Origin of the sequence: Roseovarius spongiae (assembly GCF_003651245.1) — a bacterium.
Lineage (GTDB): Bacteria > Pseudomonadota > Alphaproteobacteria > Rhodobacterales > Rhodobacteraceae > Roseovarius > Roseovarius spongiae.
The window spans coordinates 18,052-34,497 of the sequence record NZ_RAPE01000008.1; the positions used below are offsets into that span (position 1 = coordinate 18,052).

Below are 16,446 nucleotides of genomic sequence, written 5' to 3' on the forward strand. Positions count from 1 at the left end.
AACTAATTACGCTGTTTACAACAAGATCAATGATTGATGTTCTCACTCACCCCGGCACGAACCTCGGCAGCTTGGGCAGGCTTTCACGCATGAGCCGTTGCAGGCGCTCATCGGCGGCGCCCTCGGGCTCGTCCTGCAGGATCGGGGTGATGTAGCGCACGATAGCGCCGTCGGTGCGGTCGATCATCAGGCTGTCGTAGACCACGCTCATCTTGGCCTTGAAATCGTTGGTCATGCGCTTGCCGCGCTGTTCGAACCAGTAATAGACCAGCTGTTCCGACAGCCCTTGCTGGATTACCGCGCGGTTTACCTCGAACCTGCCGTAGCCGGTGCCCGACATGTCCACCGTCTTGGTCTCGAAACTGTAGATTTCCCAGCCCCCCGAGGGCAGGCAGACCTCCGGAGAGTGGATGCCGTCCCCTTCGGTCTGTTTCTCGTAGAACGCCATGAACAGTTCGACCGGGGCGGATTCAGACGGGTTGCGATAGGAGGCGGCGAGGTAATCGGTCGCCCCCAGAACCCGCTCGATATCCGGATCCAGCATCGAGAAGGTACCGGACCACTCGTCTATTTGTCGCGGATAGAGCGTGAAGGGATCGCGATCGAGCGGGGCCGGTTCGTTGCCCTGCTGCAGCATCCAGCCCACCGAAACCCCAAGGGTCAGGAGCGCGGCAACCGCCAGCCCGCGCGATGCGCGGATGCCGGTGATGCGGGAGAGGATAGCGCCGAAGCCGGTCGTGTCGAGATCGATGGCCTCCGACAGCGGCTTGGGATCGGATGTCAGCTGCTGGAGCGCCACCGCCATGATGAAGAGGATCGCGATACAGGCGCCGAAGATCACCCAGCCTTCAAAATAATGCAGGAAACCTTCCGCCTGTTCGATCCCGTAGCTGTTGACCAGCACGCCGATCATGCCGATGCGGAAGGAATTCATCAGCACGGTAAGCGGGGCCGCGGCGAGCAGGAGCACCGCCTTGTGCCACACCGGCCCGCGATAGAGGATCGCGAAGAGATAGGAAAAGCTCAGGATCGGAAAGAGATAGCGCAGCCCCGAACAGGCCTCGGCGACCTGCAGCTTGTAGACGCCGAGATCGATCACGTTGCCCTCGAGGTAGACCGGCACGCCCATCAGCGCCACGAACCAGACGCCGATCTCCGAAGAGATGGTCTGCAGGAAGATGGTCATCTTGAGATAGATGAATTGGGGCAGGGGCAGCATGAAGATCAGATGCACGACGCCAAGCTGGTGCAGCTTGCCCCGCTCCCATCCGAAGATCGTCAGCACCGCGCCGCCCACCCAGATGATGAAGGCATAGGTGACGATGTCGGGAATCCGCGTCAGGTTGCCGGCGACGGCCAGCAGAAGCCCGAAGGCGAGAATGACAAGGCCGGGACCCCGATCCCGGACCATCGGCGCGGGGGGTGGCAGACGGCGCATCTCGCGCAAAAAGAGATAGAGCGAAATGAGCGGGATGAGCGGCCCGTGGCTGTATTCGGCGGTGGACCAGGCCTGCGCCAGCGAAACGAACCCGATCCAGAAGATCGGGATCGAGCCCGCCAGAAGCAGCGTGAACCACAAGAGACCCGCCGGGTTCAAGGACCGGGCCCAAAACCCCGAACCAGCCTGATCCGTCGCCGACATGTCACCACACTCCGTTCAACCGTTTCACGGCGCCCGCGGGGCAGGCGCAACCTCCCGGACGACTTAACGGAAAACCCGTCCCGAAGCGATTCAAAACATGCCCCGGCGCCGGGTATGAAGCGCCCTGAACACTCTGTTTCGCCCTTGCATATAGTGCGCGCGCCTCACGGGCGCAGGACGAAGTCCCGCTCCAGCGTCAGGAACACCCGGTTCGACGTGGCGCTGCCGACCCCGTCCTCGTCGCGGACGCGATACTCGTACCCCGTGGAGAACTGCCAGTTCCTGGTGAGGTCGCGGTGATAGGCGGCGCGCAGGTCGGCGCGGGTGGTGTCGTTCACCGCCGGACCGCCGGCCCGGGCGAACTCCGCGAAATTCGCCGAGAACTCCAGGTCCGACAGCGAATTGATCTCGTAGGTGTAGCCCAGAGAGGCCTGCGTGATCCGCAATTCGTTCGAGCGCGAGCTGGTCTGCACCTGCCGCTCGAGCGAGGCGGTCAGGGTGCTGCGCTTCATCTGGTGGGTGAATTCGACGCTGCCCACCGGGCGGATCGTGTCCGAGACGTCGCTGGCCGCCCCGAGGCTGACCTCGATCGCGCCGCGCGGCAGGGGCAGGGCGCGGCTGACGAGCCAGGTGGCGGTGGTCCCGTTCACGCTTTCGCTCAGATCGAAGGTCGTGCCGAGCGTGCCGCGCGCAAGCTCCCGCGTGAAGGCGACGCTTCCGGTCAGGCCGGTATCCGTATCGCTCCGGCGCAGGCCCCCGATGGTCTCGTCGGTCTCGATCTTCTGGAACCCGATCAATACGTCGAGCGTGTCCACCTTCGACAGCGCCTGCGTGAGCCCCAGGTTGACGCTGCTGGTCCGCCGGTCGGTCCGCGGCCCGTCGGCGGCGCTGTAATCCTCGTAGCGCAGAACCAGCCGCGTCTGGGTCAGCGGGCTGAGCGTGAAACGGGTCGTGCCCGAAACGCTGAAGGTTTCCGTGTCATAAAGATCGGGATCGGTCGTGCCGGTAAAGCTGCGCTCCTGATAGCGCCCTTCCAGGATGAAGCCGATCGGATCGTTCAGCCCGGTTTCAAAGCCGAAACGGGCCGAGATCCGTTTCTCGTCCCCCCGGTCCCGGCTGAAATCCGTCTCGTCCGGCAGGTCGTCATCGAAGAAGCCGTCATCGAAGGGATCACGCGCAGCCACCGAGGAAAGGCTGTAGTCGGCCCCGAAGCTCAGGGCGCTGTTCACCCCCTGCCGCTCATAGCCGATGCGCGCGCGGCGGTCGTCGAACGTGTTGCTGCCTCCCGGCGGCTCATTGGCGCGCAGCACCCCGCTCAGGTCGAGGCTGAGCGCGTCATTCGCGCGCCGGTTCACATAGCCGAACGACAGGCGGCTGTCGAAGAGCGTCGCGCTTTCGCCGTTGTTCGGGTCGAGGTTGTAATTATCCGTCGCGCTGAGCGTGGAACTGATCCCGAAGGTCAGGACCGGCCCGCCCTCCTCGGGGCCGCCGTCCTGCTGCGCGCGAATCGGCGCCGTGCCCAGAAAGAGCACGGACAGGCATCCGGCGCCGATCAGACATTGTGCGCGTCTCAAGACCCCGGCCTTATTCGAAGAGGCGCCGCTCCGGCACAACGATCACGTCGCCCGGGGCGAGCACGGTCGTGCCGCTGATGCTGCCGCTTCCACCCATGGTGCGAAAGTTGAAGGGATAGACCGTCTCCCGTCCGCTCTTGGGGTCGACCCGGCGCAGCTGGATGCGCTTCTCGGCGGCGAATCGCGACAGCCCTCCCGCCTCGGCGAGGAATTGCAGAAGCGTCGTGCCGGGCAGGACTTCCTTGCGGCCCGGCTCATTGGCCTCGCCGAGAATATAGACATTCATCAGGTTCGGCTCGGCCTTGACGCGCCCCCGCCGCGGTCCCAACGCCGCCACGGAGACGAGCACGGTCGGCTCCACCGCGAAATTGCTGGCCATCTTCGAGGCCAGCGTGCTGGCCACGGCGTCGACCGAACGTCCGCCCGCCTTGACGCTGCCGGCCAGCGGAAAGCTGATCGAGCCGTCCGGCAGGACCAGGACACCGCGATTGAGATTGGAATCTTCCAGAACCTCGATCTGCAGGGTGTCGCCGGGTTGAATACGATAATTGCTCTGCGCTGCGGCCGCTCCGGCCAGCCCCGCCATGAGCAGAAGCGCTGTTAGAAATCTGATCATCTCGTGCCTCTGTTCCGTTTTTCCCGTCGAACTTACAGCATCTGCCGGGCCGGCAGAATACGCCAAAGAAACAAAGCGTAAGGCTGCGGCAGATTTGTAGCGCTTTGAAGGTGTTTTTCGTCAGTTTTCCGCGGCGTCATCCCCGACGGCCGATTCCAGCCGCTCGATCTCGGTCTCGGTCTCGTCCATGAACGCGGGTCGCGGCCCTTCGCCCACCGCCCCGACCACCTTCCGGAACTGCGCCAGGGCCTTGGCCGGCTCGTCTCTCGCGGCGTAGGTCCGCGCGAGGTGATACTGCACCGCGGGATCATTCGGCAGCCCCTCCGCCGCCGGCTCCAGCGCAGAAAGCGCCGAATCGAGGTCGCCCCGGCGGAAGGCGATCCAGCCATAGGTGTCCTGGAAGGCCGGCACGTCGCGGTCGCGCAGGCGGCGCGCGATTTCATACGCCCGGTCCAGGCTCTCGGCGTCGTCGCGGTTATCGGCCAGCAGGCTCGCGAGGTTGTTGGCGATGATGAGATTGTTGCTGTTGGCGGCGTAGAGCCTCTCGTAAATTTCGATCGCCCCGTCCACGTCGCCTTCGCGCTCGAGAACGCCGGCCAGCGCCCAGTTGAGCCGCAGATTGTCCGGCGACGCCGCAAGCCCGTCGCGCAGCGCCTGCCGGGCGGCCTCGGCCTTACCCTGGGCCGCGGTGATGTTGTAGAGCGCCAGCCAGAAACGCTCGTCCTGCGGGGCCTTGTCGGCAAGCTCGCGGAAGGCCGTCTCGGCGGCTTCGTGTTCGCCCGTCACCGCCTGGACCGAGGCCATCAGGAACTGCGCGTTGGCGTCATCGGGGTTGGCCTCGAGCGTTTCGCGGGCGTATTGCCGGGCGCCCTCCACATCCCCCTGCGCGAGACGGGTCCGCACGATCGTCGCCGCCGCGCCCATGCCGCGGGCGCCCTCCCCCGCGAGCTTGTCGAGAAAGCTCATGAACTCATCGTCCTGCTCCCGGGCCGCGAGCTGCCGCGCGGTCAGTTCGTTGGCGGCCCGCTCGGCGTCGGCGCCCTCCTGGTCGCGCAGGGCCTCGATCACCTGCGTGAGGCGGGGCCAGTCCTGCTCGCCCAGGTAGACCGCGCCCAGGGCGTTCAGGAGCCCGACATTGCCGGACGCCAGACGCAGCGCGTTGATCAGGACGGTTTCCGCCGTGCGCAGGTTGTCCTGGCTGATCAGGTAGCGGGCATAGCGCAGGGATTCCCCGGGCGCCTTGCCCGAGGCCTCGACCGCGCGACTCAGCATGTCGGCCATGAGATCGCGGTTGCCCGCGCGTTCATGGGCCTGCGCCATCAGCGTCATCGCATCGGCGTCATTGGGGCTTTCGCCAAGGACCGAGCGCAACGCGACGATCGCCTCGTCGGTGCGGTCGCTCTCGATCAGCCAGCGCGCGCGCATCTTGAGCGCCTCGGGCTGGCCCTCGTCCTCTTGCAGCGTCTCCTCGACGAGGGCGCGCGCGCCGACATTGTTGCCGGTCGTCTCCAGCATCCGGGCCAGCATGACCATGATGCTGCGGCGTTCGTCCGAGGGCTCCATCCCCTCGATCAGCGCCTCCAGTTCCGATATCGCGCCGTCCCGCTCGCCCAGGTCGAAGCGGAAGCCGGCGCGCAGCGCGATCAATCGCTCGGCCGCCGGCGGGTCGGCTTCGAGTATGCGGTTGAGCTCGTCAAGCGCCGTCCGGTTGTCCCGCGCCTCGGCGAGGAACCGGATATAGGTGACGATATCCTCGATCTCGCGCGGCTCCTCGTCGGCGCGCTCCTTCAGGAAGGACTGGGCCGCGTCGACATCGCCCTGGGAGATGTACCACCGAACGAGGGTGGCCGGCATGTTCGGATCGTCCGGGAACCGTTCGATCATCTCCTCGAGCTGGGCGCGGATCTCGGCCGTCTCGCCCAGCTGGTTGAGCACCCCGAGACGGATCATGTAGAGTTCCCGCGCCTCCGGATCCCGCGCCAGGGCGGCGTCTATGGCCGAGAGCGCGGCGGTCCAGTCCTGGTTGCGGATGAGATCGTCGATCACCACCCGGCGCGCGATCATCAGGTCGGGATCCTCCTCAACCAGCGCCTGCGCCTCGGTCACCGCCTCCCGCCGGGCCTGCGCGTCCCCCGTCCCGGTCAGGGCCTCGCGATAGGCGAGGGTGGCGTTCACCGCCCGCACCAGAGGATCCCCCGGGGCCAGCTCCGCCGCGGCCGACGCATGGCGGCGCGCCGACTCCCAGTCGTTGACCTCGAGCGAGAGCTTGGCCAGGGCGCGCTGGCCGGGCAGGCTGTCGGGGTATTGCTCGACCAGGCGCAGATACTGGCCGTAAGCCTCGCGGATATTGCCGCGCGCGGCTTCGGCCTCGGCATAGCGCAACCGCGCCTCGCGATGCGCGCCGTTCAGCTTGAAGACGTTGCGGAACTCGACGAGGGCGCGATCCACGTCTCCCTGCTCCAGCAGGCCCATGCCGGATTGGAAATGGTTTTCGGCGCGCTCCTCGGCGGTGTCGCAGAAGGACAAAAGGCCAGCAAGGGCCAGGGCCAGAAAGGTCGGTTTGATCATGTCGCTACTCTTGCATCCTTGCTCCGGGGCGGCAATCCGTGCGCCGGGCCGGCCTGATTGGCCTCTATCATGACAAGTTCCGCTGCAAGAGGGAAATCACTTCGCTTCTCGTGCGGCGCGTCTCAGTAGCCGGTCCCGCGCAACACCACGCCGACGGTCCGCAGCAGGATCGAGACATCCCGCGCCAGCGACAGGGAGGCGAGATATTCGCTGTCGAACCCGGCCCGTTCCGCGAAACTCGTCGCGTTGCGCTCGGAGATCTGCCAGGGGCCGGTGATGCCGGGGCGCAGCTCGTAATAGGCCTTGCCCGGATAGAGCGCCTCCTGGTCCACCATCATCGGCCGCGGCCCGACAAGCGACATGTCCCCCCTGAGCACGTTCCAGAGCTGCGGCAGTTCATCAAGCGAGGATTTCCGCAGGAAGCGGCCGATCCGCGTGGTGCGCGGATCCTGCTTGAGCTTCTGGGTTTCATCCCATTCGCGCCGCGCCGCGGGATTCTCGCGCAGATGGCGCTCCAGCAGCGCATCGGCCCCCGGCACCATGGTGCGCAGCTTGACCATGTGAAAGACGCGGCCGCCACGCCCGAGGCGCTTCTGACGATAGAAGGGGTGGGCGCCGTCGAGCGCCGCCAGGACAGCCATGCCCAGGATGAGAGGCAGCGAAATCGGCAGCGTCAGCAGAACGAGCGCGACGTCAAGGCAGCGTTTCGCCCCGTCTCGATAGCCGGCGCGATGGCCCTGACCGGATTGCGGCCTGATGGCTTTTCCCCTGGCAGCCGTTTCGGAATAATCCCGAAAGGTCATAATCTTCCCCCTGAACTCGCACAAAACACAGACAAGCACTCACCACCCGGAGTGATATGATAAACATCGTTGAAAGGGACGAGCAGACAATGCTCATCCCCCGTGTTCACGCCCCCCGGCACCAGTGAACACTCTCAGGCTGCCTCAAACAAGACATAATTTCGCCAAAATCTCAAGCCATGCGGCTGAAAAGATTGAAATCACTGGGTTTCGGCCCTTCCCCCCGGGCGGATCGAAAGATCTGTCCCGATCAGTTCGAAGCGATTGTGGCGGCATTCGAAACAGAGGAGCGCGCGCGAGGGGCATCGTTCGCAGGGCCTTGGATGATTCGACCCGGCCCGGCGGTTTGGGTCGCCCGATGCTCTCATCCGCGCCGCGAGGGAGAGGAATTTGTCTGTTGCGCGGATACGATGTAAAGGGCAGACGCCAGAGGTGGAAACCGATGCTTTACGATCTCTCGCTCAACGTTCCCGGGCCCCGCTCCGGCGCGGGATGCAGGATGTCTTCTGAAAGATGCGCATGAAACCGGAAAGCCTTTACGCAGATTTCTTCGGTCTGTCCGAACGCCCCTTCACCCTGCTGCCCGATCCCGCCTTCCTCTACTGGTCCAAGGCGCATCGCAGCGCCTACACGATCCTGGACTACGGGATCTTCTCCCGCGCGCCCATCACCGTGGTCACCGGCGAGATCGGCTCGGGCAAGACGACGCTGGTGCAGCATCTGCTCGGGAATACCGACGAGACGATCACCATCGGGCTGATCTCCAATGCGCAGGGCGGGCGCGGAGAGCTCCTGCAATGGGTTCTGAACGCGCTTTCGGTGGAGGTCTCCAACGATTCGACCTATGTGCAGAAATTCCAGATCCTGCAGGATTTCCTGATTGCCGAATATGCCGCCGACCGGCGCGTGGTGCTGATCTTCGACGAAGCGCAGAACCTGTCGGCGGAGGGCCTCGAAGAGCTGCGCATGCTCACCAACATCAACGCCAACAAGGACGAGCTGATCCAGCTGATCCTGGTGGGGCAGCCCGAGCTGCGCGACGTCATCCGCAGCCCGAACATGAAACAGCTCGCCCAGCGGGTCGCGGCGAGCTTCCACATCCCGGCGATGGATGCCGACACGGTGGCGCATTATATCCGCCACCGGCTGCAATCGGTTGGCGGAAATGGCGGCGAATTCACCGATACGGCCTGCCGGATGGTTCATGAACATACCGGCGGCGTGCCGCGGCTGGTCAACCAGTTCTGCGATATCGCGATGGTCTACGCCTGGAGCAGGGAACAGAAGATCGTGACCGAAGAGACCCTGCAAAGCGTGCTCGATGACGGCCTGTTCTTCGCCGCGACCATGAGCCCGGAAGAGGATGACGCCACATGAGCGAACTGAAGTATTATTTCTCCATCTTTTTAAGGCGTCTGCACTATTTCCTGATCATCTCGGTGATCATAGCGGCGGTTTCGGCGATCGCGGCCTTCACGCTGCCGCCGGCTTACGAATCGCAGACGAGGCTGCTCCTGGAAGGGCCGCAAATCCCCTCGGAGCTGGCCAGCTCGACGGTCACGGTGGGCCTCGCCGAGCAGCTCGAGATCATCGAGCAGCGGCTGATGACCCGGGCCAACATGCTGGACGTGGCGCGCAGCCAGGCCGTGTTCAAGGATATCCGGAAGATGACCGCCGACGAAATCGTCGACGCGATGCGCGCCCGCACGGTCATTCGCAAGGCGGGAGGCCGCAACCCGACCCCGATCATGACGATCAGCTTCGAGGCGCGCAGCCCCCGGATCGCCGCCGGGGTGCTCAACGAATACCTGACCCTGATCGAGCGCCAGAACGCCGAATTCCGCACGACGCGGGCCGGCAACACGCTGGAGTTCTTCCAGCAGGAGGTCGAGCGGCTGGGCCGGGATCTCGATGAGCAGAGCGCGCGCATCCTGGAGTTCAAGACCGAGAATTCCGGCGCCCTGCCGGAAAGCCTTCAATACCGGCTGGACCAGCAGGCCACGCTGCAGGAGCAGGTGCGCCAGATCGACCGGGACATCGCCACCCTGCGCAATCAACGCTCCCGGCTGATCGACATCTTCGAGGCCACCGGACAGCTGACCGAGGAGCAGAACGGCCCCCAATTGTCCCCCGAGGAGCAGCGGCTGCAGGATCTTCAGCTTCAGCTCGACGAGGCCCTGTCGATATATTCCGAAACCAATCCCCGGGTGAAGATGCTGAAGGCCCGCATCGCGCAGGCCGAGGAACGGCTCGCGAACGCCCCCGCAAAGGAGACCCCCGAGGCGGCTGAGGAAACCCCGCAGCGGCGCCCCGGCGCGACCACCCTCGACCTGCAGCTGAGCGAGATCGACACGCGCGTCTCGATGCTGCAGGAACAGCGCGGCAATACCGAAGAGCGGCTCAAGGCCCTGTCGGAGTCGCTGGCGAAAACCCCGGGCAATACCGTGGCCCTCGATGAACTGACGCGGGCCTACGCCAATATCGAGCAACAGTACAACACGGCCGTCGACCGCCTGGCCCAGGCGAGCACCGGCGAGCGGATCGAGTCGCTTTCGCGCGGTCAGAGGATCTCGATCATCGAGCCCCCCGCGACGCCCGACCAGCCCACGAAACCGAACCGGATCCTGATCGCGGGCGGCGGCATGGTCCTGGGCATCGCCGCCGGCATCGCCTTTGTCGTGCTGCTCGAACTGCTCAACCACACGGCCCGACGCCCCGAGGACATCATCAAGCGCATCGGCGTGCGCCCGCTGGCGACCATCCCCTACATGCGCAGCCGCTCCGAGATCCTCTGGAAGCGGCTGGCCAGGGTCACGATCTACCTGGCGATCCTCGTGGGGCTTCCCGCCGCGGTCTACGCGGTCCATCTTCATTATCTGCCACTCGACCTTCTCGCGGATCGGGTCATGAACAAGATCGGGGTCCGCTGGTGACCGCCGGACGACATATCAGGAGCGCTTGACATGGAACGCATTCAGGAAGCCCTGGCCAAGGCCCGCGCGCAGCGCCAGCAGGGCAGCGCGACGCGCACGCAACATGCCGCGCCGCCCCCGGCCAATCAATCGCTCGAAGAGGCATGGGCTTCCCTCGCCCCTTTCAGGCTCAACCGCGCCGAGCTCAGGCGGACCCGCGTGGTCGCCGCCGAGAGCGGCCGCGACGCCGCGCCCTACGACCTTTTGCGCACCAAGATCATCCACCAGAGCCAGGTCAACGAATGGAAACGGATCGCGATCGTCTCTCCCGATAGCGGGGCCGGGAAAACCACCACGCTGGCCAATCTCGCCTTCAGCTTCGAGCGGCAGCGCGACATGCGCGTGATCTGCCTCGATCTCGATCTGCGCCGCCCCGCATTGCAGAAGATCCTGGCGCAGAAACCCGATCACTCCATGGCCGAGATACTCGAGGGGCATGTGCGCTTTGCCGAGCACGGGCTGCGCCTGGGCGAGCGGGTGGGCTTCGGCCTCAACAACGGGCCCGCGCCCAACCCGTCTGAACTGCTCCTGAGCCACGCGGCGCGCGACGCGCTGGACGGGATCGAGCGGGAATATGCGCCCGATCTGACGTTCTTCGACCTCTCGCCGCTCAACGCCAGCGACGACAACATCGCCTTTCTGCAGAACGTCGACTGCGCGGTGATCATCGCCGAGGCGGAATCCACCTCCATGAGCCGGATCGACCAGGCCGAGCGCCAGGTGGCGGAGCTGACCAACGTGATGGGGATCGTGCTCAACAAGAGCCGCTACGCGAGCGAGGCCGAGGGGTATGATTATTATTGATACCCCGCGCTGATGCCGGACATCGCGATCATCATTCCGCATTACAACGACGTGGTGCGGCTGGAGCGCTGCCTTGCGGCGCTCACGGCGAATGATCTGGCCGGGTGCGAGGTTATCGTCGTCGATAACGGCTCGACCCGGCCGCTCGACGGGGTGCGGGCCGGCTTTCCCGATGTGCGCTTCGTCACCGAGCCCGAGAAAGGCGCCGCCGCCGCCCGCAATCGCGGCGTGCGCGAGACGACCGCGCCGCGGCTGATGTTCATCGACGCCGACTGCGTGGCCGCCCCCGACTGGGTGCGCGTGGGCCGCGCGGTCGCGGACCGGGCCGACCTTGTCGGGGGCCGGGTCGAGGTGTTCGACGAAACCCCGCCGCCGCGCAGCGGGGCCGAGGCGTTCGAGGCGGTCTTCGCCTTCGATTTCCGCCACTACATCGAGGTGCAGGGGTTTTCCGGCACCGGCAACCTGATCACCCGCCGCGACGTGTTCGAGGACGTGGGACCGTTTCGCGGCGGGGTGTCCGAGGATCGCGACTGGTCGTTCCGCGCCACCGCCAGGGGCTACCGGCTGATCTACGAGGACGGGCTGCGCGTCGGGCATCCCTCGCGGCGGGACTGGCCCGCGCTCAGGGGCAAGTGGCGGCGCATCACGCAGGAAATGTTCGGCCAGACCGGGGGCGGCGCGGGCGCGCGGCTGAAATGGGCGCTCAAGGGGCTGATGATGCCGGTGAGCATCCTTGCGCATCTGCCCCGGGTCCTGCGCAGCCCGGCGCTTTCAGGCCCGCGCGAGCGCTGGCGCGCCGCCCTCACGCTCATCCGCCTGCGGTTTACGCGCATGGTGTGGATGCTGCGGCAGGCGGTCGGGCGGGAAATCTGAGGCGTAACGGAAAAGGGCCGCGCTGAGGCGGCCCTTTTCGAAATTCGGATGCGTGATCGGTTACGCGGCTTTGCGCTTGCGGCGCAGCGCAGCCACGCCACCAAGCGCGGTCAGCAGCAGCAGACCACCGGCGGGCAGCGGGACAGCAGATACGCGAAGGTCAAAAACACCGTCATTTGCAACCGAGTCGTAGGATACAAGAAGCCATTGTGGAACACTCGTGAAAAGCACATTTTGATCGACAACGCCCAAGGTTCCCACTGGGTCAACAATCAGTGCCGTATCACCAGCATCAATAACATTGTCGTCAGACCAAACGGCTTCAAAGTTGGTAAACTCGCCCAAGAGATTGAGTGTGACTGTTGCATTCACCGGCTGCGGCAAGTCGTCTGCCGTGAACTCAAAACCGAAAAATGCGCCGCCTGCATCTGCGCCCGCGAAATCGTCGTTCTCAAACCTGTATATATTAGGGAGCGTTACGTTGAAGGGGCCATCGACATTTGCGCCCGACCCAGAAAGACCAACCCCAGTATTCATTTGGATCGTGGCAGCCTCTGCGGAATCACCAGCAAATACAAACATTGCTGCGCCAACCGCCAGTGCGCCCACGGCGCTCTTGCTCAAGATATTTCTCATAAAACTCATCTCAACTCTCCCCCTACAGGATACATATCGTTGCGTTAACCATACACCAATCGGGCCAGTCTGAAAACAGAAACTTCTGATTTTCGCCACATTTCAGCCTTAATCGGGATGAGTGGAAGCGGCTCAACTCAACCTTCGCGAGAGTCGCGCGCCATATTTTCCAGCATCCGCGCCAATCCCGGTCGTTCGCCAAAACTGTTTCGATGGCGGAAACAGGCAGCCGCGAATCGGCTCAGGCCTGGTGCAGAGAGGAGAAACGGCCGCAGACGCGCCCGTTTCCGTGCTTTTCGCGTGGTTCGCGGGGCCGGTCTCAGGCGGCGCGCTTGCGCCGACGCATGGCGACAAGACCGCCCAGGCCGCCCAGAAGCAAGAACCCGGCCGCCGGCAGCGGCACCGGGGCAAGCGCGAATTCGAACGCCTGGCTTCCGCTCGAGAACGAAGCGGTCCCGAACGTGGTGGCAGCCCCGTTATCGTCGTTGATGGTGATCCTGAGCAGAGCTGTGCATCCGAAGTTGGCGGGCGACCCACAATCACCACCGATTGCAGTCGCTACGTCGCTACCCGTGATGCTGACATCCGCGCCGTTGGCGATGGCGCTGAACGCCAGCGTGTTGTAGCTATCGACAGATCCCCAGAGAATATCGAGCGCGGACTGACCGCTTGAGAACGACAGCTTCACCGGGTTCGGCTGGGTATTCGGGCCGACCGCGAAATAAGAGTTTAAGTCCTCACGGGGAGTCTCGTCCCATGGCGAACGGTAGACCCCGGAATCACTCCCTGGCGGCGGCGTGACCACATAGGCGCCTGGCACTGATGTCCAGGACGCGCCACTTGGAAGAAACGCGCCATAGCCCGGCGCATAGACGTCGGAGGTGTTCGCCAGCGCGCCCGACCCATCCCCCGAGGCGGCAATCACGGTTATCGAAACGGTTGACGCCGCAGCCGGCAGCGGCGACAGCCCGACAACAGCGCCCGCGAAAAGCGCCGCCGTCGCCAGGCCGGTAACTTTGAATCCAAATTTCATGTCAAATCTCCCCAGAAACGACTCGTTCTTAATTCTACCCTTATACACCAGTTTTATCTTCCCGGAGATAAGGTTTTAAAAGACCGCTACAATTCGGTCTTGATCGGGTTGCATTTCTTTTCGTTTCGCAATCGTGGATTGCAAACTTTATGGTCGGTATCAATTTTCAATCCCGGCTTTGGCTATTACCGAACCGGATTCCCGAGACGAGTCGTCTTCGTGTTTCACATGGAAACGGCCGCACCCTGCGCCCGTTTCCATGTTGTTCGCGGAGCCGGTCTCAGGCGGCGCGCTTGCGCCGACGCAGGGCGACAAGGCCGCCCAGACCGCCCAGGAGCAGGAACCCGGCCGCCGGCAGCGGCACCGGCGTGGCCGAAACGAGGTTCTGACGCTTCGGGTTCGTTTCCGTGCTCTCGTAGAAGGTCAGGTTGAACTGCTTGCCGCCGGTATACCCTGCGGCCGCCGTCAGATACGCATTGGCCTGGGTGACGATGCCGGCCGCCGCGGACAGCACCTTGAAAGCACCATTTCCGGCATCTGTATCGGTATCGTAGAGCGCGTTCCATAGCGCCACCTGGAAGCCTGCGGCCTGAATGCCGTCAGTGTCGTCAAGCGTGCCGTAATTCGCGTCGAACACATCCGCCACGCGGCCAAGCTGCCCGGCGTCGAGGCCATGGCTGTTGCTGAAGGGCGAGGTCGTGATCTCGTATTCATACGCGGAACCGGTCCCGAGCGTGCTTTCGATATCAAGGCACCAGGCAAGGAATTCCGTCAGCGGGTCGGACGCATCCTCCCGCATCCTGAAGCCGTAGGCGCCCCCGGTGACGGTAACGTCCGGAGTCGTGCTCGTGGTGGTTACCTTAACGTTCTTGGGGTTACTCGCGGTCGTCCCCATATACGTCAGATCGATCGGGCTTGCCGAAGCGCCCGCCGCCGCGAACGACAGTGCGGCTGCAACCGCCAGGCTTGTGGTTTTCATTTTGTGAAACATGGAAATCAATTCCCCCCATTACCTTCTTTTTGACACAGAAAATTCGTTAACATGATATCGAAAAGCCTTCTTTTTTCAACACGAATACCCCTTGAGGGCTCATTTCAACCTCTGGCCGTCACGACTGTCGCGCACTCAACCGCTCTTGCGAAGCCGAAGCGCCAATCGTCGCCAAAGCCGAAACAATGCCCTGCGCCGTCACGCCCGCAGGCCCGCGAATCACCTCAGTCCGCGGCGCTGTCCGGTGCCCTCTGCAGACGGATGCGCGGGGCCTCGCCCTCGGGGCGCTCAACCACGTGGCGCACGGGCCGCGGGCCGTCCGCGGTCATCATCCGTCCGGCGGCGTCAAAGCGCATCCCGCCCGCTGCGCCCTGCCGCTCCCAGCCCAGCAGCATGCCGGACCCGTCGTAGCGGTAGACGTCGCGCCACTCGGCCCGCGGAAAGAGCGCCGGGTCGGCATAGACCCCCTCCGGCGCCCGGAAATCGCGGCTCTCGATGCGCAGCGCGCCATCGGGCCCGGCGCCGTAGCGGCGCGTCTCGTGCTGCGGCAGGAGAAACGAGATCAGCCCCGGCATGCTGTCATAGTCGCCGTTGCGGGCGAAAACGCCGATATCGACCCGGTTCGAACGGATGTCGGGGCGCCCCGGCGCCGGGCGCGGCAATTGCCAATCAAGCGTGATGCGCGCCCGCAGCCCGCGCCCGTCCAGCGGCTCGACCCTGGTGCGCGCGGGATCGCCCCGCAAAAGCCGCCAGGCAAAATCCGGCGCGCGCCCCATGGGATCGCGCGTGGCCTCGACCGAAACCACCATGCTGCGCCGCGCGACATGGCTGCGCCAGAGCCGGGCGACGGCCGCGGGCGTATCGAAGAGCCGCTCGTTCAGCCCCTCGCCGAAATAGTCCCGCCCCTCGGTGGCGGGCGTCTCCGACAGCACCGCGAGCCGCACCATCGGCGGCGTGGTCTCCGGGGTCAGCGCGTTGGCGAGCCCCACCATCCGCATCAGGTTGATCTGGTCGCCCGGCATGACCGACGGGTGCGCCAGCCCGGAAAGATAGCTCTCCCGGCTCAGCACCGGCGCGAGGCAGCGGCGAAAGATCATCTGCACGGTCGGCGCCAGGAGCTGGTTGTCGCGCAGGAACGTCTTGGTCTCGGGGCGCAGGGCCGCGAGGATCACGGAGAGCGCCTCCAGGTGCGGCTGGTCCGATCCGGAAGAGCCCTGCGAGACCAGGAAGAACGGCGTGTTGGCCGGGATGAGGTCGCCATGCTCCGGGTCGTGGTCGCGGTGTTCGGGATAGACGTGGATCTGCCCGGCCACGTAGTTCTGGTACAGGCTCACCGGCCCGTCCTCGCGGGTCAGCGCCATGCGCGGCAGAGAGCGCCAGAGCGGCCCGTGCTTCACGGCGGTGGAGGAATTGCCGATCAGCGGGGCGTCGAAGATCACCGGCCCGGCGAGCCCGTAATCGAGCCCCGCTTCGCGCATCTCGGCGTCATAGGCCACGTGGGTGAGCTGCGGATGCGCCTCGGCGGGCAGCCGGGAATGCCCGCGGTCGCGGTTCTCGTAGAGATCGCCGTGATTGCCCGCCGCGCGCCCCTCGAAGACCAGTCGCCAGAGCAGCCGATGCCCCGCCGTGCGCGCGCCCGGCCCAAGCACCGGCGCGCTGGTCCGGGGAATCCGCACCCGCGCCAGAAGCCGCCGCCCCGGCAGGAGGCGCGTCAGCGCAGAGCGATGCAGCAGGATCCCGCCATCCACCGCCTCGATCGGATCGCCCCCGGCCCGGCCCGCCTCCCGGGCAGCCGCCGCCCCGGGCCACAGCCCCAGCCCGGCCAGATATCCAAGCAGTTTGCGTCGGGTAAGCAAAGGGGACATCAACGCATTCCGCATCTCGTCTTTCGGTCGGCCTGTGTTCGCGATCTTAGGCGATCCCGGGCCGGTGTT

General features: G+C 65.0%; 13 protein-coding genes. 4 read left to right on the top strand and 9 right to left on the bottom strand.

The features are described from left to right. Nucleotides 1–46: 46 nt before the first annotated feature. From xrtD to D6850_RS18105, 5 genes are all read right to left on the bottom strand, one after another. The gene (gene xrtD / locus D6850_RS18085; protein WP_121169024.1) at nt 47–1,642 is read right to left on the bottom strand and encodes a VPLPA-CTERM-specific exosortase XrtD; all 1,596 of its coding nucleotides are present in this window, start codon (nt 1,640–1,642) and stop codon (nt 47–49) included. Between the two features lie 164 nt (nt 1,643–1,806). Further along, nucleotides 1,807–3,216 (bottom strand): hypothetical protein, encoded by a 1,410-nt coding sequence (locus D6850_RS18090; protein ID WP_147438930.1) that lies wholly within the window; start codon nt 3,214–3,216, stop codon nt 1,807–1,809. 10 nt (nt 3,217–3,226) lie between these two features. Then, nucleotides 3,227–3,802, bottom strand: a complete 576-nt coding sequence (locus tag D6850_RS18095) for a polysaccharide biosynthesis/export family protein (protein ID WP_245964256.1) — start codon at nt 3,800–3,802, stop codon at nt 3,227–3,229. Between the two features lie 150 nt (nt 3,803–3,952). Then, nucleotides 3,953–6,400: a tetratricopeptide repeat protein gene (locus D6850_RS18100; protein ID WP_121169027.1), complete on the bottom strand. Its 2,448-nt coding sequence runs from the start codon at nt 6,398–6,400 to the stop codon at nt 3,953–3,955. A gap of 122 nt (nt 6,401–6,522) precedes the next feature. Continuing rightward, nucleotides 6,523–7,203: a sugar transferase gene (locus D6850_RS18105; RefSeq protein ID WP_121169028.1), complete on the bottom strand. Its 681-nt coding sequence runs from the start codon at nt 7,201–7,203 to the stop codon at nt 6,523–6,525. A 519-nt stretch (nt 7,204–7,722) separates the two neighbouring features. On the opposite strand from D6850_RS18105, the gene D6850_RS18110 reads away from it, so the two are divergent. Genes D6850_RS18110 through D6850_RS18125 form a run of 4 tightly spaced genes read left to right on the top strand, consistent with a single transcriptional unit; the run spans nt 7,723 to nt 11,852 of the window. Further along, nucleotides 7,723–8,580, top strand: coding sequence for an ExeA family protein (locus tag D6850_RS18110; protein ID WP_245964257.1), 858 nt, complete (start codon nt 7,723–7,725; stop codon nt 8,578–8,580). Next, nucleotides 8,577–10,136, top strand: a complete 1,560-nt coding sequence (locus D6850_RS18115) for a GumC family protein (protein ID WP_121169030.1) — start codon at nt 8,577–8,579, stop codon at nt 10,134–10,136. The genes D6850_RS18110 and D6850_RS18115 overlap by 4 nt, the downstream gene beginning before the upstream one ends. A gap of 30 nt (nt 10,137–10,166) precedes the next feature. Continuing rightward, nucleotides 10,167–10,979, top strand: a complete 813-nt coding sequence (locus D6850_RS18120; RefSeq protein WP_121169031.1) for a tyrosine-protein kinase family protein — start codon at nt 10,167–10,169, stop codon at nt 10,977–10,979. Between the two features lie 12 nt (nt 10,980–10,991). Continuing rightward, nucleotides 10,992–11,852, top strand: a complete 861-nt coding sequence (locus D6850_RS18125) for a glycosyltransferase family 2 protein (RefSeq protein ID WP_121169032.1) — start codon at nt 10,992–10,994, stop codon at nt 11,850–11,852. Nucleotides 11,853–11,912: 60 nt separating this feature from the next. On the opposite strand, the gene D6850_RS18130 is transcribed toward D6850_RS18125, so the two are convergent. The 4 genes from D6850_RS18130 to D6850_RS18145 form a co-directional block, all read right to left on the bottom strand. Then, nucleotides 11,913–12,497, bottom strand: coding sequence for a VPLPA-CTERM sorting domain-containing protein (locus D6850_RS18130; RefSeq protein WP_121169033.1), 585 nt, complete (start codon nt 12,495–12,497; stop codon nt 11,913–11,915). Between the two features lie 310 nt (nt 12,498–12,807). After that, nucleotides 12,808–13,521: a VPLPA-CTERM sorting domain-containing protein gene (locus tag D6850_RS18135; protein WP_121169034.1), complete on the bottom strand. Its 714-nt coding sequence runs from the start codon at nt 13,519–13,521 to the stop codon at nt 12,808–12,810. Nucleotides 13,522–13,801: 280 nt separating this feature from the next. Next, on the bottom strand, nt 13,802–14,500 hold the full coding sequence (locus D6850_RS18140; protein ID WP_245964258.1) for a VPLPA-CTERM sorting domain-containing protein: 699 nt from the start codon (nt 14,498–14,500) through the stop codon (nt 13,802–13,804). Between the two features lie 236 nt (nt 14,501–14,736). Next, nucleotides 14,737–16,377, bottom strand: coding sequence for a hypothetical protein (locus tag D6850_RS18145; RefSeq protein ID WP_147438931.1), 1,641 nt, complete (start codon nt 16,375–16,377; stop codon nt 14,737–14,739). Nucleotides 16,378–16,446 lie beyond the last annotated feature (69 nt).

Bases quoted from the DNA above. Each gene is read 5' to 3' on its own strand.
- xrtD (WP_121169024.1), bottom strand. From the start codon at position 1,642: ATGTCGGCGACGGATCAGGCTGGTTCGGGGTTTTGGGCCCGGTCCTTG.
- D6850_RS18095 (WP_245964256.1), bottom strand. From the start codon at position 3,802: ATGGCGGGGCTGGCCGGAGCGGCCGCAGCGCAGAGCAATTATCGTATT.
- D6850_RS18100 (WP_121169027.1), bottom strand. From the start codon at position 6,400: ATGATCAAACCGACCTTTCTGGCCCTGGCCCTTGCTGGCCTTTTGTCC.
- D6850_RS18105 (WP_121169028.1), bottom strand. From the start codon at position 7,203: ATGACCTTTCGGGATTATTCCGAAACGGCTGCCAGGGGAAAAGCCATC.
- D6850_RS18110 (WP_245964257.1), top strand. From the start codon at position 7,723: ATGAAACCGGAAAGCCTTTACGCAGATTTCTTCGGTCTGTCCGAACGC.
- D6850_RS18115 (WP_121169030.1), top strand. From the start codon at position 8,577: ATGAGCGAACTGAAGTATTATTTCTCCATCTTTTTAAGGCGTCTGCAC.
- D6850_RS18120 (WP_121169031.1), top strand. From the start codon at position 10,167: ATGGAACGCATTCAGGAAGCCCTGGCCAAGGCCCGCGCGCAGCGCCAG.
- D6850_RS18125 (WP_121169032.1), top strand. From the start codon at position 10,992: ATGCCGGACATCGCGATCATCATTCCGCATTACAACGACGTGGTGCGG.
- D6850_RS18130 (WP_121169033.1), bottom strand. From the start codon at position 12,497: ATGAGTTTTATGAGAAATATCTTGAGCAAGAGCGCCGTGGGCGCACTG.
- D6850_RS18135 (WP_121169034.1), bottom strand. From the start codon at position 13,521: ATGAAATTTGGATTCAAAGTTACCGGCCTGGCGACGGCGGCGCTTTTC.
- D6850_RS18140 (WP_245964258.1), bottom strand. From the start codon at position 14,500: ATGAAAACCACAAGCCTGGCGGTTGCAGCCGCACTGTCGTTCGCGGCG.
- D6850_RS18145 (WP_147438931.1), bottom strand. From the start codon at position 16,377: ATGTCCCCTTTGCTTACCCGACGCAAACTGCTTGGATATCTGGCCGGG.